At 72.3% G+C, this 25,155-nt stretch carries 22 protein-coding genes; 9 read left to right on the top strand and 13 right to left on the bottom strand.

Annotation, left to right across the window (positions count from 1 at the left end; translation table 11 throughout):
- Positions 1–70: 70 nt before the first annotated feature.
- The 5 genes from PX701_RS07840 to PX701_RS07820 form a co-directional block, all read right to left on the bottom strand.
- Complete coding sequence (locus PX701_RS07840) at positions 71–718, bottom strand: TetR/AcrR family transcriptional regulator (protein WP_275505958.1); 648 nt, start codon at positions 716–718, stop codon at positions 71–73.
- A gap of 55 nt (positions 719–773) precedes the next feature.
- Complete coding sequence (locus PX701_RS07835; protein WP_275505957.1) at positions 774–1,289, bottom strand: GNAT family N-acetyltransferase; 516 nt, start codon at positions 1,287–1,289, stop codon at positions 774–776.
- Positions 1,290–1,359: 70 nt separating this feature from the next.
- Positions 1,360–2,076, bottom strand: coding sequence for a tyrosine-protein phosphatase (locus tag PX701_RS07830; RefSeq protein WP_275505956.1), 717 nt, complete (start codon positions 2,074–2,076; stop codon positions 1,360–1,362).
- Positions 2,077–2,157: 81 nt separating this feature from the next.
- Positions 2,158–5,199 (bottom strand): helix-turn-helix transcriptional regulator, encoded by a 3,042-nt coding sequence (locus tag PX701_RS07825; protein ID WP_275505955.1) that lies wholly within the window; start codon positions 5,197–5,199, stop codon positions 2,158–2,160.
- Between the two features lie 104 nt (positions 5,200–5,303).
- Positions 5,304–5,498 (bottom strand): hypothetical protein, encoded by a 195-nt coding sequence (locus tag PX701_RS07820; protein WP_231429151.1) that lies wholly within the window; start codon positions 5,496–5,498, stop codon positions 5,304–5,306.
- A gap of 504 nt (positions 5,499–6,002) precedes the next feature.
- On the opposite strand from PX701_RS07820, the gene PX701_RS07815 reads away from it, so the two are divergent.
- Both PX701_RS07815 and PX701_RS07810 read left to right on the top strand, forming a co-directional pair.
- Positions 6,003–6,398, top strand: a complete 396-nt coding sequence (locus tag PX701_RS07815; protein WP_275505954.1) for a hypothetical protein — start codon at positions 6,003–6,005, stop codon at positions 6,396–6,398.
- Between the two features lie 94 nt (positions 6,399–6,492).
- Entirely contained in the window at positions 6,493–6,876 is a 384-nt protein-coding gene (locus PX701_RS07810) for a hypothetical protein (RefSeq protein WP_275505953.1), read from the top strand.
- Between the two features lie 20 nt (positions 6,877–6,896).
- Here PX701_RS07810 and efeB read toward each other — a convergent pair whose 3' ends face one another.
- Genes efeB through efeU form a run of 3 tightly spaced genes read right to left on the bottom strand, consistent with a single transcriptional unit; the run spans position 6,897 to position 10,313 of the window.
- On the bottom strand, positions 6,897–8,213 hold the full coding sequence (gene efeB / locus PX701_RS07805) for an iron uptake transporter deferrochelatase/peroxidase subunit (RefSeq protein WP_275505952.1): 1,317 nt from the start codon (positions 8,211–8,213) through the stop codon (positions 6,897–6,899).
- A gap of 1 nt (position 8,214) precedes the next feature.
- Entirely contained in the window at positions 8,215–9,423 is a 1,209-nt protein-coding gene (gene efeO / locus PX701_RS07800) for an iron uptake system protein EfeO (RefSeq protein WP_231429155.1), read from the bottom strand.
- A gap of 35 nt (positions 9,424–9,458) precedes the next feature.
- Entirely contained in the window at positions 9,459–10,313 is an 855-nt protein-coding gene (gene efeU, locus PX701_RS07795; RefSeq protein ID WP_231429156.1) for an iron uptake transporter permease EfeU, read from the bottom strand.
- Between the two features lie 161 nt (positions 10,314–10,474).
- On the opposite strand from efeU, the gene PX701_RS07790 reads away from it, so the two are divergent.
- Positions 10,475–12,610 carry a S9 family peptidase gene (locus PX701_RS07790; protein ID WP_275505951.1) on the top strand — a complete coding sequence of 712 codons (2,136 nt, stop codon included), beginning with the start codon at positions 10,475–10,477 and terminating at the stop codon, positions 12,608–12,610.
- Positions 12,611–12,619: 9 nt separating this feature from the next.
- Here PX701_RS07790 and PX701_RS07785 read toward each other — a convergent pair whose 3' ends face one another.
- Complete coding sequence (locus tag PX701_RS07785) at positions 12,620–13,228, bottom strand: dihydrofolate reductase family protein (RefSeq protein ID WP_231429158.1); 609 nt, start codon at positions 13,226–13,228, stop codon at positions 12,620–12,622.
- Between the two features lie 125 nt (positions 13,229–13,353).
- Here PX701_RS07785 and PX701_RS07780 point away from each other — a divergent pair, with 125 nt between their 5' ends.
- The 6 genes from PX701_RS07780 to PX701_RS07755 all read left to right on the top strand — a co-directional run bounded on the left by PX701_RS07780 (position 13,354) and on the right by PX701_RS07755 (position 20,532).
- Positions 13,354–14,673, top strand: coding sequence for an FAD-binding oxidoreductase (locus PX701_RS07780; protein ID WP_231429159.1), 1,320 nt, complete (start codon positions 13,354–13,356; stop codon positions 14,671–14,673).
- Positions 14,674–14,856: 183 nt separating this feature from the next.
- The gene (gene iolC / locus PX701_RS07775; RefSeq protein ID WP_275505950.1) at positions 14,857–15,885 is read left to right on the top strand and encodes a 5-dehydro-2-deoxygluconokinase; all 1,029 of its coding nucleotides are present in this window, start codon (positions 14,857–14,859) and stop codon (positions 15,883–15,885) included.
- The gene (locus PX701_RS07770) at positions 15,872–16,774 is read left to right on the top strand and encodes a class I fructose-bisphosphate aldolase (RefSeq protein WP_275505949.1); all 903 of its coding nucleotides are present in this window, start codon (positions 15,872–15,874) and stop codon (positions 16,772–16,774) included. Before iolC ends, PX701_RS07770 begins: the two co-directional genes overlap by 14 nt.
- A 22-nt stretch (positions 16,775–16,796) precedes the next feature.
- Positions 16,797–17,777, top strand: coding sequence for a 5-deoxy-glucuronate isomerase (gene iolB / locus PX701_RS07765; protein ID WP_275505948.1), 981 nt, complete (start codon positions 16,797–16,799; stop codon positions 17,775–17,777).
- 11 nt (positions 17,778–17,788) lie between these two features.
- Complete coding sequence (gene iolD / locus PX701_RS07760; RefSeq protein ID WP_275506772.1) at positions 17,789–19,672, top strand: 3D-(3,5/4)-trihydroxycyclohexane-1,2-dione acylhydrolase (decyclizing); 1,884 nt, start codon at positions 17,789–17,791, stop codon at positions 19,670–19,672.
- Between the two features lie 563 nt (positions 19,673–20,235).
- The gene (locus PX701_RS07755) at positions 20,236–20,532 is read left to right on the top strand and encodes a hypothetical protein (RefSeq protein WP_275505947.1); all 297 of its coding nucleotides are present in this window, start codon (positions 20,236–20,238) and stop codon (positions 20,530–20,532) included.
- Here PX701_RS07755 and PX701_RS07750 read toward each other — a convergent pair.
- From PX701_RS07750 to PX701_RS07735, 4 genes are all read right to left on the bottom strand, one after another.
- Positions 20,450–21,151, bottom strand: coding sequence for a Pr6Pr family membrane protein (locus tag PX701_RS07750; protein WP_275505946.1), 702 nt, complete (start codon positions 21,149–21,151; stop codon positions 20,450–20,452). The genes PX701_RS07755 and PX701_RS07750 overlap by 83 nt on opposite strands.
- A gap of 44 nt (positions 21,152–21,195) precedes the next feature.
- Positions 21,196–21,441 (bottom strand): hypothetical protein, encoded by a 246-nt coding sequence (locus PX701_RS07745; protein ID WP_275505945.1) that lies wholly within the window; start codon positions 21,439–21,441, stop codon positions 21,196–21,198.
- Between the two features lie 72 nt (positions 21,442–21,513).
- Positions 21,514–22,278, bottom strand: coding sequence for a GntR family transcriptional regulator (locus PX701_RS07740; RefSeq protein WP_231429166.1), 765 nt, complete (start codon positions 22,276–22,278; stop codon positions 21,514–21,516).
- Positions 22,279–22,350: 72 nt separating this feature from the next.
- The gene (locus tag PX701_RS07735) at positions 22,351–25,128 is read right to left on the bottom strand and encodes a glycoside hydrolase family 38 N-terminal domain-containing protein (RefSeq protein WP_275505944.1); all 2,778 of its coding nucleotides are present in this window, start codon (positions 25,126–25,128) and stop codon (positions 22,351–22,353) included.
- Positions 25,129–25,155: the final 27 nt, after the last annotated feature.

The following is a 25,155-nucleotide window of genomic DNA, read 5'->3' as shown; positions in this document are numbered from 1 at the left end:
GGAGCGAGCCGACCATCGTGCGGGCGGGCCGAGCCGAGTCAGGACGTGGCGCGCGACGCGACGCTGCTCGCTACTCGACCACCGACGCGGTGACGCCGGCGATGAGCCGCTCGATCGCGGCGGAGAACTCGGCGTCGCCTTCGCCGTCGAGGTCGAGATGCGCCGTCTGTTCCACGAGCGGGTGGCGCGAGTCCGACCACAGCGTTTCAGATCCGGATGCCTCGCCCGGAGCCGCGCGACGGGCCGCCTCGAGCGCCGCCTGCCCGAGCGTGAACGCGCGCACGGCGTGGCCCGCGCGTGCGGCGTCGGGGGCGTCGAGTCCCGACTCGACGAACGCCTCGATGAGCGTCTCGGCCAAGGCGAGGGCGTTCGGTCCGTCGAGCGGCCCGCTCGTCACGAGCACGATCGAGCCGGCATGCTCCGCGAGGCGCGCCCGGAGGGCGAGCGCGATCGCCACGACCCGCTCGCGCCACGCCGGCGCCGAGGCATCTCCGATCGACTGCGGATGCTTCGCGATGCCCGAGAGCAGCTGTTCGACCATCGCCTGCAGCAGCGCGTTCTTCGAGGCGAAGTACGTGTACATCGCGGTCGGCGTGAGGCCGAGCGCCGCGGCGACGCCGCGCACCGAGACGGCGGCGACGCCCTTCTCCTCGAGGATCTCGAACGCGGCGTCGACGATGTCGGACTGGCTGACGCTGCGCCTGGGGCCGGGTCTCATGTGCGGTGGTGCTCCTCGGGGTCGACCCTCAACGCTACCGGGCGCGCGGCAGCCTTCAGCGCACCAGTCGCACCGTGGAGATGTCCCAGGGCTCGAACGGCAGATCGACCCCGTCGGGTTCGAACCCGTTGCGCCGGTAGAACGCGCGGGCCCTCGTCTCACCCGCCATCGCCCAGAGGAACGCCGGCCGGGAACCGATCGCGGCGTCGAGCAGCGCCTGGCCGAGGCCCGAGCCCTGGTACGCATCGAGCAGGTACAGCCCCTTCAGTTCGAGGTCGCGCGGCGCGTCGGGCTCCTCCGTGCGATCGGCCGGTCTCGCGTCGGCGAAGCCGACGATGCGTTCGCCGTCGACGGCGACGACGACGGTGCGCTCGCCGCGCACCGATTCGTCGACGATGCGCTCCCACGCCTCGCTGCGCCGGTCGAGCGTCCACGCCTCGATGCGTTCCCGTGCGACGGCGCCCGACGCGATGTAGGTCGACTGGTGGCTCTCCCAGTGCATGCGCGCGATGAACGGCGCATCGCCCGACCGGGCGTCTCTGATGACCGGGGATGCCGCGGAGCTCGCCATCACTCGAGCGTATCGATCGCGGCGCGACGCGACGAGGTGCTGCACGACGGCGTGCGATGCCACCGCCCGATCAGGCGAGGAGCCGCGCCCGCACGCGGTCGATGCCGTCTGCCTCGAATCCGTTCGCGACGAGGTAGCCGGCGACGTCGAGGCCGTCGAGGAACTCATCGAGTTCGCGCACCCGACGCTCGTTGAGCACCTCGAACTCGGCCGGCGACACCGTGCGGCCGCCGGCGCTCGCGTCGCCCGCGAGCCGTTCGTGCGCATCGATCGCGTGCACCGCGCCGAGGTAGTCGGCGACGATCTCGGTGCGGTCGACCTCGCACAACTGCAGCAGCATCGACGTGATCATGCCGGTCCGGTCGCGACCGTGGGCGCAGTGGAGGAGCAGCGCGCCCGGCCGGGAGTCGCGCGGACCGCCTGAGCCGGCGAGCGCGTCGAACACCGCGACGATGAGCTCGGGCCAGCGCTCGAGCACCTCGGCGTAGTAGCCGGGCGAGTCGAGCGTCTCCCATCTCGCCATGAACTCGGTGTTCGACTGGTCCTCCACCGGACGGTGGTGACGCGTGAACGGCTCCTCGATCGCCCTGCCGACCTCGTCGTCGTTGCGCAGGTCGATGATCGTGCGCACGCCGTTGTCGTACAGCTCGGAACGCCCGGCCTCGCCGAGGCCGTCGAGCATCGCCGACCGGTAGACCCGCCCGTGCCGAGTGGTACCGAGTGCACCGTCGAGCCCGCCGAGGTCCCACGTGTTCGGCAGCCCGGCCCAGGTCATTCGACGCGTCATGCGCTCGACGCTATCGGACCGGGTCGCACCGAGCGCATGGGGAGTGCTCCCCTGCGTTGCCCTCCAGCGCGGGGCAGCGCTTCAGTGCAGCGCGCCGGCGCGGTACGCCGCCTCGGTGCGGGTCGCCGCACCCAGCTTGCGAAGGATCGACGACACGTGCACGCTCGCCGTCTTCCCACTGATGAAGAGGCGCTCCCCGATCTGCTTGTTGCTGAGGCCTTCGGCGATGAGCTCGAGCACCTGTCGCTCGCGGGCGGTCAGCTCGGCGGCGGCACCGGTCGAGGCGGCGACGCCGTCGGTGATGCCGATCACCTCGGCGCCGACGCGCCGGTCGGCCTCGAGCGCCAGCCCGGCCGCACCGGCGACTCGCATGACCGACGCGAGCACCGCGCCCACGCCGACCGCCTCGGCCTCGTCGTGCGCGGCCTGCAGGGTCGCGCGTGCGGCGGCCCGATCACCCGCCGCGAGCTCGGCCTGGCCGAGCCTGAGCAGCGCGTACGGCCGGAGGAACGCCTCGGCCGTCGGGTCGGAGGTCGCGGCGACCGCGGCCCGCCAGGCGGCCGCGTCTGCGCCCACGGCGGACGCTCCGGCGGCGCCGGTGACGCCGGTGCCCGAAGGGTCGTCGGTCGGCGCGGCGAGCTCCGCGTCGATGAGGGCGGACCAGAGCGGCTGCAGCGGCCACTCGTCGAATTCGTCGATGAGCTCGCGCAGTGCTGGCTCGGCTGCGGCGGCCTCGGCGACGATCGCCGCCCCCTCGGCATCGGCGGCGCCCGCTCCGGCCTTCGCCGCGGCCACGACGCGGGCCGCCGCCCAGGCGTACGGGAAGCCGAGCGCCACCGCCGGGCGCTCTCGTGGATCGAAGAGCCCCTGCGTCTCGCGCCAGGCCCTGGCGACGTCGCCGCGCGCGAGCGCGAGCTCGGTCGCGAGCCGGCCCACCGAGAGCCGGGTCTGCATCTCGATGTTGACGGGATTGACGGTGATCGGGCGGATCGCGCGGAACTCGCGATCGGCGCCCTCCGCGTCGCCCTGCCACAGCCTCGCCCAGACCTTCGCCCGAAGCAGGTACACCTTGAACTGCATCGGCGGGTCGAGCGCGAGCGCACGCTCGATGAGCGGCAGCGCCTGCTCCCACTGGCCGAGCGCGTAGTGCGGGTCGACGGCGTTCGAGGCGAGGATCACGCCCGAACCGCGCTCGAGGCCGAGCTGTCGCGCGCGGGCGAGGCCCGCCTCGGCGAGCTCGACGGCCCGCGCGTACTCGCCGATCAGGTAGTGCACGTCGGAGGCGTTGACCCAGTACCGCAGCAGTGCGGGCCCGTCGCCCTCCGCGAGCTCCCGACTGCGCTCGAGGTCGGCGAGGCCGCGTTCGACCTCGCCCAGGTTCACCCGGCACACGGCAGCGACGTTGAGCGACACCGAGGCCGTGCGCGCCGAGCCCTCGCGCAGTGCGAGTGCGAGTGCGCTCTCGGCCGTCTCGATCGCCTGTCGCAGTCGGCCCTCGATCATCTGCCGGCCGGCGAGCGCCGAGAGCACCGTCGCCCGCATGAGCGATGACCGGTCGCCGAGCACCTCGAGCGCCTGCTCGAGCAGCGGGATCGAGCCCGGCCGCCCCGCCCCGGCGAGGGTGAGCGCCTCGTCGCGGAGGAGGCGGGGGAAGTCGGGGTCGTCGGGCGGGCACTCGGCGAGGGCGGACTTCAGCAGGGTGAGGCTGCGCTCGTTCTCGCCCGCGTTGCGCAGATGCGAAGCGGTGCGGCCCATGAACTCCATGCGGCTCATGCCGGCGATCTGCTCGGCATCGTCGACCACGTCCCACAGGCCCAGCGCCCGCTCGCCGAGCTGCGCGGCCGACGCGAACGCCGTCGAGCGGCGGGCCTCGTGCATCGCCTGCACGGTGGCGGGGAACGCCTTGGCCGCATTGTTCGCACCCAGCCAGTGGTACGAGATCTCAGCCGCGAGACGGCGCGTGCCGGCGGCGGCCAGCGACTCGTAGGCCTCGGCGTACCGGGCGTGGTACCGCGCCCGTTCGCCGGGAAGGATGTCGGCCGCGATCGCCTCGCGGACGAGCGCGTGGCGGAAGCCGTACTCGTCGCCGTCGACGACGAGAACGCCGCCGAGGATCGCCTCGCGCGCTGCCTCATCTAGGCGCTGGCCCGCGCCGGTCGAGGGATCGGCGTCACCGCCGCGGAAGACCGCGGTGAGCATCGAGTGGTTCACGCGCACGCCGCCGGTCGCGATCAGCCGGAGCAGTTGCTGCGCCTCGTCGGAGAGGCGCTCGTAGCGTGCGAGCAGCAGCTCGCGCAGGGTGTCGGGAAGGTCGGACTCGTCGCGGCAGCCGTCGAGGCCCACGACCTCTTCGACGAAGAACGGCACGCCGTCGCTGCGGCGGAAGAGGACGTCGAGCACACCGTCGGTCGGCCACTCGTCGGCGATGGATGCCACGAGCTCGCGCACCTCGTCGCGCGAGAGGCGCGCGAGCTCGCGCCGCTCGACCCAGCGGTCGCGCTCGAGCTCGGAGAGGAAGGGCCGCAGGAGATGGCCACGGGTGACGTCTTCGCTGCGGTAGCTCAGCACGATGAGCACCCGGCTCGACGCGAGCATGCGGGTGAGGAAGCGCAGCAGTGCGAGGCTCGCGGGGTCGATCCAGTGGAGGTCTTCGACGATGAGCACGATGGGCCGCTCGTGCGAGAGCGTCTCGAGCAGCACCGCGATCGCCTCGTGCAGCTGCCCGCTCGCACCCGACCCACCGGCGATCGCCACGGTGTCGACGGGCTCGCCGATCGCCCCCAGCTCGGGCAGGAGGGCGACGAATGCGGCGCGGCCCGGGCCGACGATCTCGAGCGCCCGCTCGCCGCCGACCTCCGCGACCAGGGCGCGGAGCGCCGCCTTGACGGGCGCGTAGGGCGCCGCGACCGCGCCGAGGTCGACGCACTGGCCGAACACGACTCGCGCGGTGCGCTCGGCGCGCTGCCGGAACTCGCGGATGAGGCGACTCTTGCCGATGCCGGCCTCGCCGCCGATCACGACCGTGCGGGGCACCCCGGCGGCAGCCTCGTCGAGGAGGCCGCCGAGCCATGCGAGCTCGGCATCGCGCCCGATCATCGTGGCGCTGGACGCGGCGGTGGTCACCAACACATCGTCCCATGCGCCGGTGACACGCGCGGTGCGTTCGGCCGAGGCATCCGCGATCGATCGCACGACCGGGAAGATGCTCACGACCGCGGCCGAACCGCTCACCGCAGGGCGAGCTGCGGAGCGCGGCGGCCGACGTGCCGCCGGCGCCGGACGTGACCGGCCGAGGCCGTGCCCGCGGCGTCCGCCTCGACCGCCTGCTCGTCGACGGCGAGCCGCTGCGCGAGCCGGCGCTCCGCCAGGAGCACGTTCGCCTCATGCGTGCGGATCGCGACGAGATCTGCCGAGTACTGCATGGTTTCCTCCTGTGTCGGACTCCGACCGTTGCGATCGGATGACCTCAGACTCCTCGCTAAGGCGCCTCGGGCCCATCGGACGATCGCCCTATTTCGGCGCCGCAGCCGCCGGAGACCGGCTTAAGACGATCGCGAGCCCGGCGCCGGAAGGGTCTGCCGAGGCCTGCCGAGCCCGTCGAGGCGGACCTCGACGACGGCGGCGACGATCGCCGAGACGGCGAGCATTCCGAGGGTGAGCATGAGCATGAGCATGAGTGGGTCTCCATTCCGTCAGGAGAGCATTCGGGAGTCTCCGGGCCGCGTCATCAGCGCGCGCACCGAATCGGACCGGGGCCTGCCCGCCGGGGTGGGCCCTGAGGTCGGCGGCGAGTATCGTGATCGACGACGCGGACTGCCGCGACCTCGCTGTCGCCTCGACGCTCGACCGCACCGCCGCGATCGGCCCGCGAACCGCCCGTGCACGCAGTAGGAGACCACGCAGTACGAACAGAGCGGAGGCCAGCTGTGAACGAGATCGTCACCGTCACGCCGTGGCATCCCTGGCCGCTCGCGATCCCCATCGTGATCGCGATCGGCGGCATCGTCGTGTCGAGCATCGGCACGCGCCGGCACTCGAAGCCGGTGCGCGAGCTCGGCAGCGCGATCTTCTTCCTCGCCGCACTCGGGGCGCTCGCGATGTTCGGCTTCATGCCCGGCTCGTGGGACCAGGGTGCGCGCGCCGACGCGCTCATCGGGCTCGGCTACGAGTCGCCGACGTTCTCGGCCGAGCAGATCACCGGCCCGGGCGAACCGGCCGTCATCGCGTTCCAGGCCGAGCGCGACGGCGAACGGGTGCGAGGGTTCCTCAAGAGCACGGGCGGCGACCAGTGGCAGGTCACCGAGGTCGAAGAAGACGACTGAACGGGATGCCTCGGCGCCGGCGCCGGCAGCAGGGATGAATGCCCGCGCAGGCGCCCGGTATCGTCGGGTCATCAGGTGAGGCGAGGAGGCCCGAATGACCGAGGTCGTCACCATCGCGGCATGGAACCCGTGGCCGCTCGTGATCCCGCTGCTCATCGTGTTCGGCGGCACCGTCGTGGTCGCCATCGGCGTCCGGCGCAGGGGCTCGCGGATGATCGAGCTCGGCGTGTTCGCGGCGATCGGCGGGCTCGTCGCCGGGGGGCTCATGACCTGGGGGATGTCGCAGGCCTGGGATGCCGAGGCGCAGCGGGTCGCACTCGCGGAGCTCGGCTACACCGACACCGAGGTCACGGCCGGTGAGGAGCGGTCGGGATCGCAGCCCGTGCTCGACTTCGTCGGCGTGCTCGACGGACAGCACGGCGAGCGGGGCCGGCTGCGCCACGTCTCGGGCGACCGGTGGGAGGTCGTCGAGTTCTGACCGCCTCGGCCGTCAGCGGCTCAGGCGAACAGCTTCTGCCCCACGAACTCGCCTTCGGAGACGCCGCCGGGCACGGCGAAGATCGCCGAGCCGACGTGCTTCAGGTACTCGTTGAGCCCGTCGGTCGCGAGCGACGTCTGGATGTCGATGAACTGCTTCGGCGACCGCTGGAACGACAGGAAGAACAGGCCCGCGTCGAGGCGGCCGAGCTCGTCGTTGCCGTCGACGAAGTTGTAACCGCGACGCAGCATGCGCGCGCCGTTGTTGTTCGACGAGTGCGCGAGGCGAACGTGGGCGTTGGTGTCGATGAGCGGTGCCCCGGTCGCTCCCTCGGCCTCGAAGTCGGGCTCCGTGAACTCCGTGCCGCCCGAGAGCGGTGCGCCCTCGCCCTTCGACCGGCCGACGAGCATCTCCTGCTCGCCGAGCTGCACGCGGTCCCAGTTCTCGATGATCATGCGGATCCGCCGCGCGACGAGGTACGAGCCGCCCGCCATCCACGCAGGCCCGTCGGACTCCGCGACCCAGACCTGCTCGTCGACGACGTCCGTCTCCTCGGCCTTGACGTTCGCGGTGCCGTCCTTGAAGCCGAACAGGTTGCGAGGCGTCGCCTGTGCGGTCGAGGTCGACGAGGTGCGGCCGAAGCCGAGCTGCGACCAGCGCAGCGTCGCCCGCCCGAACGCGATGCGGCTGAGGTTGCGGATCGCGTGCACCGCGACCTGCGGGTCGTCGGCGCACGCCTGGATGCAGAGGTCGCCACCCGTGCGTGCCGGTTCGAGGGCGTCGCCCTGGAAGCGCGGCAGCGGCGCGAGCTCCGGCGGTCGGCGGCTCGCGAGGCCGAAGCGGTCGGCGCCCGAGGCGTCCTCGAAGATGCCGGGCCCGAAGCCGAAGGTGAGGGTCAGGCCCGCGGCCGGGAGCCCCTGCGCCTCGCCGGTGTCGGCGGGCGGCGCGTAGTCGGAACCGCCCACGGCGCCGCCCTCCTCGACGTCGAGGCCCTGCGACAGCCGTGCGGCCGCGTTCGTCCAGTCGGTGAGCAGCTCGATGAGGCCCTCGCGATCGAGCGACGCATCCACGTCGAACGCGGCGAAGTGCAGGCGATCCTGCGCGGGCGTCGTGATGCCCGCCTGGTGCATTCCGTAGAAGGCATACGAGGATGCCGCAGAGCCGGCGCCGCTCACGGAGGCCGACGCCGACGACATCGCGGCGCCCACCGCGGCGGCCCCGCCGGCGAAGCCGACCGCTGCGCCCGCGGCGCCCGCACCGAAGAGGCCGAGCAGGCCCCGGCGCGAGACGCTCGGCGTCTCCTCCTGGGGTGCCGACGTGGGCTCCGTGTCAGACATGTCAGACCCCGAGCACCGTGGCCGTGAGCTGCGAGAGCGGCTCGGCGAGCGCGTTGACCTGGTCGCTCAGCGCCTTCTTGTCGGCGTCGGTGAGCTCGCTGTAGTTCACGAAGCCCTCCTCGAGCGAGCCGTACTTCGCGAGCTCGGCCTCGAGTGCGGCGAACTGCTCGTCGATCTCGGCCGCGAGCTCGGTGCCCTCGTCGCCCTTCGACTCGGCGAGCGGGCGCACCGCGCCGAACGCCACGCCGGCGCCCTGCACGTTCGCCGCGAAGTCCGAGAGGTCGGTGCCGCTCCACCAGTCCTCCTCACCGGTGATCTTGCCCGAGGCCACCTCGTCGAGGAGCGCGATCGCGCCGTTCGAGATGTCGGCGAGGCCGACCGAGAACGACTCGTCGGTGACGAGCTCGTGCAGCTCGGTGACGTCGGCGACGAGGCCCTCGGCGTACGCCGTGCGCTCCTCGGGCGTCGACGGCGCCCAGCCCTTCAGGGCGTCCTGGCCGTCGGAGTTGAGGTCGCCGGGCTGCGGCGCCCAGAGGTCCTTCTCGATGCGGTGGAACCCCGTCCACTCGAGGCCGTCGGCGACGGCGTCGACCTCGCGGAAGTCGATCTTCGGGTCGAGGTCGCCGAACGCCTCGGCGGTCGGCTCGATGCGCTCGTAGGGCACGCGCGCCGCCGCGAACAGCGAGCGCGCCGTCTCGTCGTCGCCCGCCTTGTACGCGTCGGCGAACTCCTGCACGAGCGGCAGCAGCTCGCTCGTCTGCGAGCGAACGTACGCGAGGTACTCGGTGACGGCCTGGTCGCTGAGCTCCTGCTCTCCGGAGGACACGGTGGAGGCCTCGCCGGTGACCGTGAACTCGGCGAGCCCGACCGGCGCCCCGACCTGCTGGAACTTGCACGCCGTGTAGTAGGTGCCCGGTTCGAGCTGCGCCGTGAAGTCGACCTGCTGGCCAGGGGTGACGTTCTCCTTCTCGCCCACGATGCGCAGCTTGTCGTCGGCGAGGATCTCGAACTCGTTGACCTCGGTGCCGTTGTTCTCGAGCGCGAAGGTGACCGCGCCGGCGGGGGCGGTGTCGACGGCGACGGCGCAGCCGTCGTCGGTGATGTCGACGCCGATCGCCTGTGCGAGATCGGCCTTCGCCACGCACCCGGTGAGGGTGAGCGCGGTGAGTGCGGTCACGGCGACGGAGGCCGCGAGGGCACGACGGGTCATAGGTGGCTCCTGGTTCGAGGGTGATGAGGGAAGAATCAGTGGGCCGCGACGACGGCCGAGGCCGCCGCCGGGGCGGGCTTGGGAGCATGGCGGCGCCCCAGCATCACGAGATAGAGCGTCACCGTCACGGCGACGTAGACGACCCAGCCGATGACCTGCGCCCACGTCGGCTGCGGGGTGAAGTTGAAGATGCCGCCGAGCAGCGAGTCGAGCCAGCCGCCCGCGGGCACGACCGCGGTGAGGTCGTAGGCCGCGGTGCCCCAGCCGGGGATGACCGAGGCCTCCTGCAGGTCGCCGATGCCGTACGAGAGCACGCCGGCGGCGACGAGGATGAGGAAGAGCCCGGTCCACGTGAAGAACGTGCCGAGGTTGAATCGCACGAGGCCCTTCGAGATGCCCCACGAGATGACGACGGCCGTGGCGATGCCCGCGAGGGCGCCGAGCGTGCCGAGCACCGGGTCGCTGCCTCCGGAGACGTTCGCCCACACGAAGAGCGCGGTCTCGATGCCCTCGCGCCCGACCGACAGGGCGCCGAGCAGCACGAGCGCCCACGTCGAGCGCTCGACCGCGGCATCCACCCGCCCGCGCAGTTCGCTCGAGAGCGTGCGGCCGTGGGTGCCCATCCAGAAGATCATCCAGGTGACCATCGCGACGGCGACGAGCGACAGCACGCCGCCGAGGATCTCCTGCGCCTGGAACGTCATCGCGTACGGGCCCCAGGTGAGCAGGGCGCCGACCCCGAGCGAGACCGCAACGGCGATGCCGATGCCGATCCAGAGCCGGCCGCGCAGCTCGCGGTGCCCGATCTTCGAGAGGTACGCCAGGAGGATGCCGACGATGAGACCGGCCTCGAGGCCTTCGCGAAGGCCGATCAGGTAGTTGGCGAGCACGCGCGTCTCCAGGGATGAACGATGTGGGGGCTGAGCCGTTGAAGGGCTGAGCTAAGGCTAACCTAAGTCGACAGCGGAGCAAACTTCAGTTTCCTTACCCATGGAGTTCGAGCGGCCGGGAGCCGTGACCCCCCAACGACCCCCGGAGTAGCGTGGACCTCGTGCTGACTCCGCCCAAGACTCCGAAGCGACCGATCGAACGCGTGCACCACGGCGACGTCGTCGTCGACGACTACGAGTGGCTGCGCGACAAGGACGACCCCGAGGTCATCGCGCACCTCCACGAGGAGAACGCGTACACGAACGCGAAGACCGAGCACCTCACGATCCTGCAGGAGCAGATCTTCGAGGAGATCCGCACCCGCACGAAGGAGACCGACCTCTCGGTCCCGGTGCGCGAGGGCGACTGGTGGTACTACAGCCGGACCGTGGAGGGGCTCGAGTACCCGATCCACTGCCGCGTCGCGGCGGCAGGCCCCGACGACTGGGAGCCGCCGGTCATGGACGGCTCGGGCGCGGCGCTTCCGGGCGAGCAGGTGCTGCTCGACGAGAACGTCGAGGCCGAGGGCCACGAGTTCTTCGCACTCGGCAGCTTCGACGTGTCCACCGACGGCGCCCTGCTGCTCTACGGCGTCGACGTCGAGGGCGACGAGCGGTACACGATCCGGCTCCGGGCGCTGGATGACTCGGCGCGCGAGTTCGCCGACGAGATCGAGGGCACCGCGGCCGGCGCGGTGTTCGACCCGAGCGGACGCTTCGTGTTCTACGCGACCGTCGACGAGTCCTGGCGGCCCGACACGATCCACCGCCACGAGGTCGGCGCCGAGGCATCCGGCGACGTGGTCGTGTTCTCGGAACCCGACGAGCGCTTCTGGCTCGGCGTCGGGCTGACCCGCAGCCGCCGCTTCCTCGTCATCGAGGCGGGGTCGAACGTGACGAGCGAGACCCGGCTGCTGGATGCCTCGGATCCGACGGGTGAGTTCTCGGTCGTGTGGCCGCGCAAGGAGGGCGTCGAGTACGACGTCGAGCACGTCGTCGCGGGCGGACGCGACCGGCTGCTCATCACCCACAACGACGGCGCGGTGAACTTCGAGCTCGTCTCGGTCGCGGCCGACGACCCGCAGGGTCCGCGCCGCATGCTGCTGCCGCACAGCGCCGACGTGCGCATCGAGGGCGTCGACGCGTTCCGCGACTTCGTCGCCCTCGAGTACCGGCGCGAGGGGCTGCCCCGGGTCGCGGTCGCGAAGGTGCCGGCCGGCGGGCTCCCCACCGATGCGACGCCCGACGACACCCTCCACGAGCTCGCCTTCGACGAGGAGCTCTTCTCAGTCGGGCTCGCCGGCAACCCCGCGTGGGACCAGCCGACGCTGCGCCTCGGCTACACGAGCTTCACGACCCCGTCGACCGTGCTCGACCTCGTCGTCGCGACTGGCGAGCGTCGGCTGCGCAAGCGGCAGGCCGTGCTCGGCGACTACGACGCCACCCGCTACGCGCAGCGCCGCGAGTGGGCGACGGCGACCGACGGCACGCGCATTCCGATCTCGCTCGTGTACCGGCACGACCTCGTCACGCTCGGCGAGCCGGCGCCGACCCTCTTGTACGGTTACGGGTCGTACGAGCACTCGATCGACCCCGGCTTCGGCATCCCCCGGCTGTCGCTGCTCGACCGCGGCATGGTCTTCGCGGTCGCGCACGTGCGCGGCGGCGGCGAGATGGGGCGGCTCTGGTACGAGCACGGCAAGAAGCTCGAGAAGCGCAACACCTTCACCGACTTCATCGCGGCCGCCAGGCACCTCGTCGACAACGACATCACCGCCCCCGACCGGCTCGTCGCCCAGGGCGGCAGCGCCGGCGGCCTCCTCATCGGCGCAGTCGCGAACCTCGCGCCGAAGTACTTCTCGGGATTCCTCGCCGAGGTGCCGTTCGTCGACCCGCTCACGTCGATCCTCGATCCGTCGCTGCCGCTGACCGTCATCGAGTGGGACGAGTGGGGCAACCCCCTCGACGACGAGGAGGTCTACTCGTACATCAAGTCGTACTCCCCCATCGAGAACGTGCACGTCAACCACTACCCGCCGATCCTCGCGGTGACCTCGCTCAACGACACGCGGGTGCTCTACGTCGAGCCGGCGAAGTGGGTGGCGAAGCTGCGCGACGCGGGCGCCGACCCGCTGCTGAAGATCGAGATGGCCGCCGGGCACGGCGGGGTGTCGGGCCGTTACGCGGCCTGGCGCGAGCGCGCCTTCGCGTACGCGTGGGTCATCGACGCGGCGGGAGCGCACCCGAGCGGCGAGTGACGTGATCGTTCACCGCTGCACGTCGTAGGTGATGTGCGTCACGAGGTCGGTCTGCAGCACGTCGACGGGCGTGAACTCGAGGTCGAGGCCCTCGAACAGGCGTGCGCCCGAGCCGAGCGTGATCGGCGCGACGCTCACGATGATGCGGTCGATGAGCCCGGCCCTCAGGTACTGCTGCACGGTGCTCGCGCCGCCGGCGATCGAGATGCGGCCGCCGCCGCCCACGGAGGCCCTCGCCCGGTCGAGCGCGTCGTGGATGCCGGTCGTCACGAAGTGGAACGTCGTGCCGCCCTCCATCTCGACGGGCTCGCGCGGGTGATGGGTGAGCACGAAGACGGGGCCGTGGTACGGCGGGTCGTCGCCCCACCAGCCCTTCCACGAGTCATCGGGCCACTCGCCTCGTACGGGGCCGAACATGTTGCGGCCCATGATGTACGCGCGCGGCGCGAGGATCTGGTCGACGATGGGCTGCGCCTCGTCGGGCTGCTCGAACATCCAGCGGTGCAGCGACTCGCCGCCCTCGCCGAGCGGATCTTCGAGCGACTGGTTCGGGCCGGCGACGAAGCCGTCGAGTGAAACCGTGATGTTGGCCGTGACCAGGCCGTCGTCGAACGTCATGCCGAGCACCATACGCCGTGGCGCCGACACCCGCTACGACCCCGACGCGGTCCCATGCGCGCGCATCCATTCAGCGGTGAGCGAGCACGCTTCCGCGTGTCGGCGGCCGCTGCCAGACTGACGAAATGTCTCTTCTCACCGATCTGAGCGAGCAACTCCCAGGCCGGGCCTTCGGTCCCGGCGCATCCGAATACGACACCGGCCGCACCGTCTTCGCGGGCGCCGGCGACCCCGAGGCCGTCGTGCGGCCGCACACGGTCGACGAGATCGCGACCGCGGTGGCCGCGGCATCGTCGGCCGGCCGTTCCATCGCCGTCCGCAGCGGCGGGCACGGCCTCCTCCCGGTCGACGACGGGCTCGTCGTCGACATGGGCGAGTTCGACACGATCGAGGTCGACGACGCCGGCCTCGTCACCCTCGGCCCGGCCGCCCACTGGGGCGACGTCGCGGCGGCGCTCGCGCCCCGCGGTCTCGGCATCAGCTCCGGCGACACCCGCCAGGTGGGCGTCGGCGGGCTTCTGCTCGGCGGCGGCATCGGCTGGCTCGTGCGCACCTACGGCCTCACGATCGACGCGCTCCGCGAGGTCGAACTCGTGACCGCAGCGGGCGAGGTGCTCATCGTGAACGCCGAGTCGCACCCCGACCTGTTCTGGGCGCTGCGCGGCGGCGGCGGCAACTTCGGCGTCGTCACGCGCTTCACCGTGCAGGCGAGCTCCGTCGACGGACTCGTCGGCGGTTCGATCCACTTCGACCGCTCCGACGTGCCGACCGTGCTGCGGGCCTGGCGCGAGGTCATGCGCGCAGGCTCCGACGACCTGAACTCGTCGATCATGCTCATGCCCCCGATGGGTCCCGAGATGCCCGGCGGCCCGCAGGTCGGCATCGCCCTCCGCGGAACCGAGGCCGAACTGCGCGAGCTCGCCGCACCGCTGCTCGCGCTGCCGTCGGTCACGAAGGTCGACCTCGCACCGCTCGCGTACGGCGACCTGCTCGAAGACGCCCCGCCCGGGCGACCGCCGTTCCAGTTCGTGGGCGGCAACGGCTTCGCGCCCGAGGTCTCCGACGAACTGCTCGAGGCGGTCGCCGCGGCGTACGCGCGCGACGTGCCGACGATGGCGCTGCTGCGCTGGCTCGGCGGCGCGTTCTCGAGGGTCGCTGCCGATGACACGGCGATCGCCCATCGCGACGCCGAGGCGCTCGTCGTCGTCAACGGCGTGCTGCCGGCCGATGCCGCTCCCGAGCTCGTCACCGCGGTGAAGGCGGGCAGTGATGCGGCGATCGCGTTCACGACGGGTTCGTACGGCGGCTTCGAGGCGAACCGCAGCGACGAGATCACGGCATCGATGTACCCGCCGGCGACGCTCGAGCGACTCCGCCGCATCAAGGCCGAGGTCGACCCGGGCAACGCGTTCCGGCGCAATCACAACATCGCACCGGCGGGCTGAGCGACCTCGTGACGCACCCGGGTCGCGGCACCCGCCGCGGCCCGGGTTTCGTCGTGCCCGGCCCGAACCGTCCTCGGCGGTCATATATCTGCCAAACTTTGTTAGGACATTCTGTGTAGACTGATCGCACCGCGAGCGCCGGGGAAGCGCTCGCGGCCCCGAGAGAAAGTTGTACGGCGCAGTATGACCAGCACCACCGCAACGAGCCGGTTCGAGATCATCACGATGGGGCGGGTCGGCGTCGACCTCTATCCGCTGCAGGACGGCGTGCATCTCGAAGACGTCGACACGTTCTCGAAGTCCGTCGGCGGCAGTGCGACGAACGTCGCCATCGCGGCGGCCCGGCACGGTCGGTCGAGCGCCGTCATCACGCGCACGGGCGACGACGCCTTCGGCCGCTACATCCGCCGCGAGCTCGGCGGCTTCGGCGTCGACACCGCGTTCGTCGGCACCGTCGACGCACTGCAGACGCCCATCACGTTCTGCGAGATCTTCCCGCCCGACCAGTTCCCGCTGGTGTTCTACCGCAGCCCGAAGGCGCCCGACCTCGAGATCACGGCCGAGAGCCTGCCGCTCGACGCGATCCGTGACGCCGGTGTGTTCTGGGCGACGGTCACGGGCCTCAGCGCCGAGCCGAGCCGCGCCGCGCACCACGCCGCGTGGGCCGCCCGCGAGCGGCGGCCGCTCACGATCCTCGACCTCGACTACCGACCCATGTTCTGGTCGTCGCCCGACGAGGCCCGCCGTGAGGTGAGCCGCGCGCTCGACCACGTCACCGTCGCCGTCGGCAATCAGGAGGAGTGCGAGATCGCCGTCGGCGAGCGCGACCCGCACCGCGCCGCCGACGCGCTGCTCGCCCGAGGCGTCGAGCTCGCGGTCGTCAAGCGCGGTCCCGACGGCGTGCTCGCGAAGACTCGCGACGAGACGGTCGAGGCCCCGAGCTTCCCGGTCGACGTCGTCAACGGGCTCGGTGCGGGCGACGGCTTCGGCGGCGCGCTGTGCCACGGGCTGCTCTCGGGCTGGCCCCTCGATCGCACGATCGCCTTCGCCAACGTCGCCGGAGCGATCGTCGCCTCGCGTCGTGAGTGCTCGACGGCGATGCCGACGACCGCCGAGGTCGAGGCCCGGCGCAGTGCCGGTCCCGGGCGCGCCGCGGGCGAAACCGGCCCCGTGAGCCGTCTGCCGGAAGGAGCGTCCGATGTCGCACGGTGATCGATACCTCGAAGAGGCCCGATTCGACCGGCTGCGCGAACTGCGCGCGGCCGGGCCCGGTGCGATCGCCGACGCCCACGCCGGCCGCACCCGCCGCCCGCTGCTGGGCGAAGACGGGCGCCTCTTCATCCTCGCCGCCGATCACCCCGCGCGCGGCGCGCTCGGAGTCGGCGACGAGCCGATGGCGATGGCCGACCGCTACGAGCTGCTCGACCGGCTGGCGCTCGCGCTCTCGCGCCCGGGCGTCGACGGCGTGCTGGGAACCCCCGACATCGTCGACGACCTCGCGCTGCTCGGCCTCCTCGACGACAAGGTCGTCGTCGGCTCGATGAACCGCGGCGGCCTCCGCGGCGCGAGCTTCGAGCTCGACGACCGGTTCACGGCCTACGACATCGACGGCATCGTGCGCGACCGGCTCGACTTCGCGAAGACGCTGCTGCGCATCGACCTCGACGATCCCGCCACGGCCGCGACGATCGAGGCGACCGCCCGAGCCGTGACGGATGCCTCGGCGGCGAGCCTGCCCATCATGCTCGAGCCGTTCATGAGCACGCGGAGAGACGGCCGCGTCGTGAACGAGCTCAGCACCGAGGCGGTCATCACATCGGTGGCGATCGCGGCGGGTCTCGGGTCGAGCTCGGCCTGCACGTGGATGAAGCTGCCCGTCGTCGACGACATGGCGCGGGTGATGGCTGCGACCACGATGCCGACGCTGCTGCTCGGCGGCGAGCGCACCGCCGACCCCGATGCGGCCTACGCGAACTGGCGCGACGCGCTCGCGCTGCCCGGCGTGCGCGGCCTCGTCGTCGGACGTACGCTCCTGTATCCGCCCGATCACGACGTGCAGCACGCCGTCGACACCGCCGCCGCGCTCGTGCACGACGCCTGACGCGAGACCTGGGAGACGAGAGATGAGCACCGACGCCGCCTGGTTCCACCCGCACGGCTCGCTCGCCCGCGACGGCTGGAGCATCGTCGTCGACGATTCGCTGCCCGGCTGGCGGCACACGGGCCTGCGGGTCGCCGAGCTCGGCGACCGCGGCGATGCGGGTCTCGAGCTGCCCGCGGGTGAGATCGAGCGCCAGCTCGTGCCGCTCGCGGGCGGCGGCGTGCACGTCCAGGTCGTCGACGCCGACGGCACCGCACACGCGTTCGACCTCGACGGCCGCGGCTCCGTGTTCGACGGGCCGACCGACACGCTCTACCTTCCCGTCGGGGCGAGCGCCGTCGTCACCGGCCCCGGCAGGCTCGCGGTGGCCGAGGCGCCCGCGACCACGAGGCATCCGCTTCGGCTCATCGGTCGCGACGAGGCGCCCGTCGAACTGCGCGGCCGCGGGCAGGCGAGCCGGCAGGTGCACGACCTCGGCACGCCCGCCGTCATGGCGGCCGATCGGCTCATCGTGTGCGAGGTCATCACGCCCGCCGGCAACTGGTCGTCGTACCCGCCGCACAAGCACGACGAGGAGGTGCCCGGCGTCGAGTCGCAGCTCGAGGAGATCTACTACTTCGAGGCGGCCGTCACGCGCGGGGATGCCTCGCGGCCGGCGCCGCACGGCACCGCCGAGCCGTTCGCGCTGTTCTCCGCGTCATCCTCGTCGGCGACCGAGATCGCGATCGACGAGCGGGTCACGACCGGCGACGTCGCGCTGCTGCCCGGCGGCTACCACGGGCCGGCCGCCGCGGCGCCGGGCTACGACCTCTACTACCTCAACGTGATGGCCGGCCCCGGCGAGCGCGTCTGGCGCATCACCGACGAGCCCGCCCACGCCTGGGTGCGCGACACGTGGGACGACGAGATCGTCGACCCGCGGCTGCCGTACCCGGCGTCGGCTCCGGCCTCGCACCCGACCGCGGCCACCGCGACCGCGCCGAACGAAGGAACCCCGCAGTGACCACCAAGCGCATGACCGTCGGCCAGGCACTCGTCGAGTTCCTGGCCCACCAGTGGACCGTCGACGGCGACGTGCGGGAGCGCACGATCCCGGGCGTGATCGGCATCTTCGGCCACGGCAACGTCGCCGGGCTCGGCCAGGCGCTCATGGAGTCGAACGCCGCAGACCCCGAGCAGATGCCGTACTACCAGGCGCGCAACGAGCAGGCGATGGTGCACCAGTCGGTCGGCTACGCGCGCATGCGCCGCCGGCGGGCGACGTTCGCGAGCACCGCGTCGGTCGGGCCGGGCGCTGCGAACATGCTCACGGGCGCGGCCCTCGCGACGAGCAACCGGCTGCCCGCGCTGCTGCTGCCGAGCGACACGTTCGCGACCCGGGTTGCCGACCCCGTGCTGCAGCAGCTCGAGCTGCCGCACGACACGAGCGTGCAGGTGACCGACGCGTTCCGACCGCTGTCGCGGTTCTTCGACCGGGTCGAGCGGCCCGAACAGCTCTTCTCGATCGCCCTCGCCGCGATGCGCGTGCTCACCGACCCCGTCGAGACGGGCGCCGTGACGATCGCGCTGCCCGAGGACGTGCAGGCCGAGGCGATCGACGTGCCGATCGCGTTCCTCGCCGACCGCGAGTGGCACGTGCGCCGGCCGGTGCCCGAAGCGGGGCCGCTCGAGCGGGCGGTCGCCGCGATCCGCGCCGCGGAGCGCCCGTTCATCGTCGCGGGCGGCGGCGTCCTCTACTCGGGCGCCGAGGAGGCGCTCCGTCGCCTCGTCGAGGCGACCGGCATCCCCGTCGGCACGACCCAGGCGGGCGGCGGCTCGCTGCCGTGGGACCACCCGGCCTACCTCGGCGGCGTCGGTGCGACGGGCACGACCGCCGCAAACCGGCTCGCCGCCGAGGCCGACCTCGTGATCGGCGTCGGCACCCGCTACAGCGACTTCACGACCGCGAGCCGCACCGCGTTCCAGCACCCCGAGGTGCGGTTCGTGAACCTCAACGTCGCGAGCTTCGACGCCTACAAGCACGGCACGCAGCTGCCGCTCATCGCCGACGCGCGTGAGGGCCTCGAGGCCCTCGCGCGAGCACTCGAGGGCTACCGCGTGGGCGACGACCTGCGTGAGCGCATGGCGCGCGAGAAGGCCGAGTGGGATGCCTCGGTCGACGCCGCGTTCGAGCCGGCGGGCCGCGATCGGCCGAGTCAGGCCGAGATCATCGGCGCGGTGCAGGCGGCGAGCGACCCGCGCGACGTGGTCGTGCAGGCCGCGGGCTCGCTGCCGGGCGACCTGCACCGCATGTGGCGGGTGCGCGACCCGCTCGGCTACCACGTCGAGTACGCGTTCTCGTGCATGGGCTACGAGATCGCGGGCGGCCTGGGCGTGCGGCGTGCGGCGCCCGACCGCGACGTCATCGTCATGGTGGGCGACGGCTCGTACCTGATGCTGCACACCGAGCTCGTAACCGCCGTCGCCGAGGGGCAGAAGCTCATCGTCGTGCTCGTGCAGAACCAGGGCTTCGCCTCGATCGGCAACCTCTCGGAGTCGGTCGGCTCGCAGCGCTTCGGCACCCGCTACCGGGAGTACGACGAGGTGGCGCGCAACTTCCAGGCCGGTGCGGTGCTGCCCGTCGACCTCGCCGCGAACGCGCGCAGCTACGGAGTCGACGTGATCGAGATCGCGCCCGGTCCCGACGTGATCGCCGAGCTCGGCCGGGCGATGGCGACTGCGAAGGCCTCGGACACCACGACGCTCATCCACGTCGAGAGCGACCCGCTGCTCGGCGGACCCGACGGCGGCGGCTGGTGGGACGTGCCCGTGTCGGAGGTCTCGTCGACGCCGAGCATCCAGGAGGCTCGCGCCGGGTACGACGAGGCACGCAAGGCGCAGCGCCCCCTGGTCGGCTGAGCCCGTCGAGCGTTCTCCGGCGCCGACACCTGTACGGGCCGCCCGGGCACCGATGGCGTGAGACCCCGTGCGCATCCACGCACCCGTGGGACTCGATGGGGAGGCCCGTCAGTGGGTGCTTTGGTCGGTAGGGCCCGCGGGGTCGGTGCGGTCTGCGGAGTCGGCCTGTCGGTGCTGCTTCCGACCGGATGCGCTTCGGTCGGCGTTGCGGGTGCGGCGACCACGGCGCACGGGGCCATCGAGGTGGCGGTGGTCGAGCCGATGACCGGCGATCATCTCGTGGTGGCGCTTCCCGACGACATGACCGTCGAACGGTTCGTCGAGGCCGTGGCACGTCACTGATTTCGGAGATGGTGGAACCTTTCGGCCGGTGCCGGACATATCTATAGTGCGGCGGCCGTCTGCACCGGCCGCCGCACCAGCTTCGCGCCCGGCGTGAGAAAGGAACCGACGATGCTCCCACTCGGGCCGCCCGACTCGACCCAGCCGCCGACTGTGCCGATCGACTTCACGGCGTACCTCCCCGACCCCGCCGACGAACCGACCGATTAGGCCGACCGCCCATGGCGGCCCGCGCTGTCGACGCCGACGGCGTGCGGGCGTACCGCACGGCCATGGGCGTCACCGGCGAGACCTGGCCGGCACTCGCACTCGCGAGCATCTTCGTCACGCCGTTCGTGCTCTGCCTCGTCGCGTTGCCCTGGCTCGTGCGCGCGCGGCACCGCCACCGCACGGCCGCTCACATCGTCGGTGCGGTCGTCACCTCCGACGAGGTGTTCAACCCCGAGGCATCCGCGCCGACGATGGTGCTGGGAGCGCAGACGGCACTGCCGTGGGCGGGCCCGCATCGGCGATCGTGAACACCCGCAGTCGACTGGCCGCCCACACGAGTGCACCCGCCGCGAGCAGCGCGGCGAGCAAGCCGACGACGTGGGCGACCAGCGACGGCAGCCCCCGCTCGAGCAAGAGGAATCCGTAGGGAACCCAGCCGTCGGTGACGCCGCGTGCGAGCACGACGACGAGCCAGGCGATCGGGTACGGCAGGACGAGCCAGAGTCGCCGCCACGGCAGCGCCGGTCGGTCGGCGACGAGCATCCAGTCGAGCACGACCGCGACCGGGAAGACGAGGTGGAGCAGGGCGCTCACCCAGGGGGGCGCCGACCCCGTGCCCGGCACGAGCAGGTTGTAGACGAGTGCGACGACGACGAGGCACGCGACGGCGATGCCGCGCGCCGTCGAGAGCCAGTCGGGCACGCGGCGACCTCGGAGCGCGATCGCGCCGGTGCCCATCAGCACGACGCTCGTGAGCAGGCTCGTCTGGTTCGTGAAGTAGCCGAAGAAGTCGAAGGCGCTGCCGTCGCCGACGGAGACACGGAGTGCGTAGGCGTATCCGAGCACCGCGATGCACACCGCCGCCGCACCGATGCGCGCTCCGGCGATCGCGCGAGCAGCGTTCGGCGGCCGTCGGCGCGGGGTCATGCGGGCCAGCCTAGTGAGCGCATCGGCGCGGCTCGGAGGACGGTTCAGGAGCAGCGGTCGACGAGGTCGTACTGCATGCCACCGATCGCGACGGACTCGACGCCCGCGACCTCGTACACGACGCGAATCCCTTCGGCGTGACCCGGTGCTTCTCCGCGTTCGACGATCACAGCGACCGACAGCGGGTCCCCCGCCTTCACGGTCGTGCCCCGCGCCGGCACGCGGTCTTCCAGTTCGGGAATCGCCGGCGGATACTCCGCCGCGATGATGGCCCCCGTGTTCGCGATCACCCCTCGCGCCCCGCATCGACCAGCGAAAGTTTCCTCACGATCACCGATGAGCGCGCCGCCGCACCCCGCCGCTCACCGATCGACGAGCGTCACCTCGAACGAGTACCGGTCGGGTCGGTAGCAGTGCTGGCCGAACTCGACCGCGACACCCGAGTTGTCGAACGCCGTGCGCGACATCGTGAGCACGGGCGCGCCGCGCGAGAGGTCGAGCAGTTCGGCCTCGCCGGCGGTCGCAGCCCGGGCGCCGATGCGCTGCTTGGCGACGCGCATGGTCACGCCGCGGGCACGCAGCAGCTGGTAGAGCCCGTGCTTCTCCAGCGCCTCTCGGTCGAGGTCGATGAACGGCTCGGGCAGCACGTTGTCGAGGATCGCGAGCGGCACCCCGTCGGCGCTGCGGAGGCGCCGGATGTGCAGCACGGGGCTTCCGAGCTCGACGCCGAGCGCCTCGGCGACCCGCTCGTCGGCGGCGCCCTGCTCGACCGCGAGCACCGCGGTCTCGGGCTTCTGGCCCGATCGCTCGAGGTCTTCGTAGAGGCTCGTCAGCTCGACGTTGCGCGTGACCTTGCCGTGCACGACCTGCGTGCCGATGCCGCGCCGGCGCACGAGCAGCCCCTGGTCGACGAGCTCCTGGATGGCACGGCGGATCGTCGGTCGCGACAGCCCGAGGCGGGCCGCGAGCGCCACCTCGTTCTCGAGACGCGACCCCGCGGGCAGCGTCTCGTCGCGGATCGCCTGCTCGAGCCGGCTGGAGATCTGGTAGTACAGCGGCACCGGCCCCGAGCGGTCGAGGTCGAGGAACAGCTCGACGGGAAGTCGCTGCTCGGGGAGCTGGGCCATCGTTTCTCCAGTTGTTCGGATGTTCTGACAGTAGACGGTCGGCGGGTCTCGCGGTTCACCCGTGACCGAGGGTCACGCGGATCGCCGCCGGAACGTCTCGATGCGCGCCGCCCCGATCTCGAACGACGCGAGGTCGACGTCGGTCTCGAGCGCGGTGCCGGTGAGGTCGGTGCGGTCCCAGACGCCGTCGGCACGGGCGGCGAGCGGCTGCGCCGCACCCCGGTAGTTCACGAATCGCGCCTCGAGCACGGGCGTGCCCGAGGCATCCGTCACCGTACGCAGCGACTCGAGCACGACATCGCCGCCGACCTCGAGCACCGGTCCGGCGGGCAGGTCGTCGGCCGCGCCGGCGGCTCCGCCCGCGCCCGCGACGCCGCCCACGACCGCGGGGCCGCCGCGAGTGCCGCGCACGACCTCGGGTTCGGTGCGCACGAGCTCCGACCAGCGGGCCGCGCCCGACTCGGCCCAGCCCGCGGCCGAGGGCAGCACGGCGAACGAGGTGCGCACGCGGGTGCCGAGGTACTGCGCACCCGGAACCTCGAACTGGCCGCCGGCCGGCTCGTCGCGCAGCGGGTGCACGTTGACGCTCATCATGCCGACGGCGCGCACGAGGGTGAGCGCGATCGCATCGTCGCCCGAGCGCTCGTCGGCGACGACCTCGTATTCCGAGTGCTTCGTCACGATGAGGCTCGCCCGCCCCGCGTGCACGAACCGGGCGGCCGGGTAGGTCGGCAGCGGGAACTCGCCCCAACCTCCCTCGCCCTCGCGGCCGCGCTCGGTGACGACGTACTGCCCGGCGGCCGACGAACCGGCAAGCGCCCGCTCGGCCGTGGGTACGAGCACGCGCAGGCGGTGGTCGGCTGCGGGGTTCACGAAGTCGACCTCGACCCGCAGCATCGGCTCGCCCTCGCGCAGTTCGAGCACGGTGTCGACGACGAGCGGCACGGATGCCTCGGCGCGGGCGTCGTGGTCGCGGGCGTCGAGCCGTGCGGGCACGGCGTACCGGCGCCGCACGCGCAGCCGCCCGCGCAGCGGGCCCGCTTCGAGCACCGCGACCTCGACCTCGTCGGGGTCGGTCACGGCCGTCGCCGCGGACACCGGGCCGTAGTTGTAGGAGTCGCCGCGGTCGCCCTCGTCGACCAGCCGCAGCGCGTCGCGGAGCACGGTGCCGTCGGCGGCCTCGATCGTGACGTTGCCGCGCTCGTCGACGGTGGCGGTGAGCCGCCGGTTCGCAAGGGTGCGGCCGCTGGCCGTCACCGGGTCGTCGGACACCGTCGCGGTGGCGGGGTCGAGCTCGGCGAGCGCGATGCCGCCGACGTCGACGCCGACGAGTGCGACGCGGCGGGGGTCGGCCATGATCTCGACCCGCCAGGTGCGCTCGCCGGTCGGGTCGGAGGCGATGCGCCGCTCGAGCTCCTCCGTGAACGCGGCGAGATCGAAGTCGCCGACGGGCGCCTCGGCCACCTGGAACCGGACGCCGTGGTCGGTGAAGGTCCAGTCGTTGATGAGCTGGCCGAACAGCTCGCGGCCGTGGATACGGGCGAGCAGCTTGCGCAGTTCGCGGGTCGCCATGGTCTCGTCGCCGAGCACTTCGGGCAGCGCGTCGAGCAGCTGCACGCCGCTTCCGAGCTCGAGCCGCTCGGGGTCGTGCAGTCGGATCTCGACGTGCGCCCGCCGCGCGAAGCCGGTCGGGTTCGCGACGACGTGCCGGTCGGGCGTCACCGAGGCGGCGATGCGCTCCATCGTGCGCAGCACGACGCCGCGGGCGACGTGCGCGGCGGTGGCGAGCCGGCCCTCGACCTCGCTCGCGGTGGCGTCGACGCCGCAACCGGTCACCGAGTCGTGCGCGGTCGACTCGACGAGCCGGTACCAGGCGGTGTCGAAGAACGCGCGGTGGTCGTCGGAGCCGAACGCGGCGTCGAGCCGCTCGGCGACGCCCAGGCGACGCTCGGCGTCGGCCATCGCCTGCTTGAGGTTCGTGCGGATCGAGAAGACGCCGGGCAGCAGGTTGCCCCGCGCGTGCGAGCGCAGCTCGCCCGCGACGACGGGCAGGCCCGCGAGCGCGCCGTCGTCGCCGGCCGCCCACCCGGGTGCGACCCGGCGCACGTAGCCCTCGGCGGTGTCGACGGTGAGCTCGACCTCGCCGTTCGCCGCCTCGACGACCTGCATGAGATCGGCCGGCGGCGCGCTGTGGTCGGTGCCGAGCATGCCGAGGATCGGCTCAGAGCCGTAGCGGCCCGCGACCTGGTCGCGATACTCGCGCACGAGTCGGTCGAGCTGCCCCGGCAGGGCGAACAGGTCGAGCGCGTTGCCGTAGCCGTCCATCAGGTACTCGGTGCGCACGGTCGAGCCGTCGGGCGCGGTCCACGCGAAGGCGTGCGAGTCGACCCGGGCGGGCACTCCGCGCCACAGCATCGCGTCGCGCAGGCCGAAACCGCGCAGGAGCTGCGGCATCTGCGCCGAGTGGCCGAACATGTCGGGCAGGTACCCGAGCCGCATCTCGGTCCCGAGCCGGCGGCTCGAGCGCAGCCCGAGCTCGAGGTTGCGCACGATCGTCTCGCCGTCGCACAGGAACTCGTCGAGCAGGATGAGGAACGGCCCCACCGCGAGCTGCCCCCGCTCGACCGCAGCGGCGATGCGCTCGCGCTGCTCGGGCCGCATCTCGAGGTAGTCGTCGACGGCCGCGGCCTGCCCGTCGAGCGTGAACCGGTAGCCGGGGTTCTGCTCGAGCGTGTCGAGCAGCCGGTCGACCATGTGCACGAGGCGCAGCCGGAAGACGTCGTGCGGCTCGTACCACTCGCGGTCCCAGTGGGTGTGCGGCACGATCACGAGTTCGTCGGGGGTGTCCATGGGCGGCTCCGGGTGAAGAAGGAAGGG

This window comes from Agromyces chromiiresistens, assembly GCF_029167465.1.
Taxonomy (GTDB): domain Bacteria; phylum Actinomycetota; class Actinomycetes; order Actinomycetales; family Microbacteriaceae; genus Agromyces; species Agromyces chromiiresistens.
This window is presented reverse-complemented; position numbering and strand designations above follow the sequence as displayed.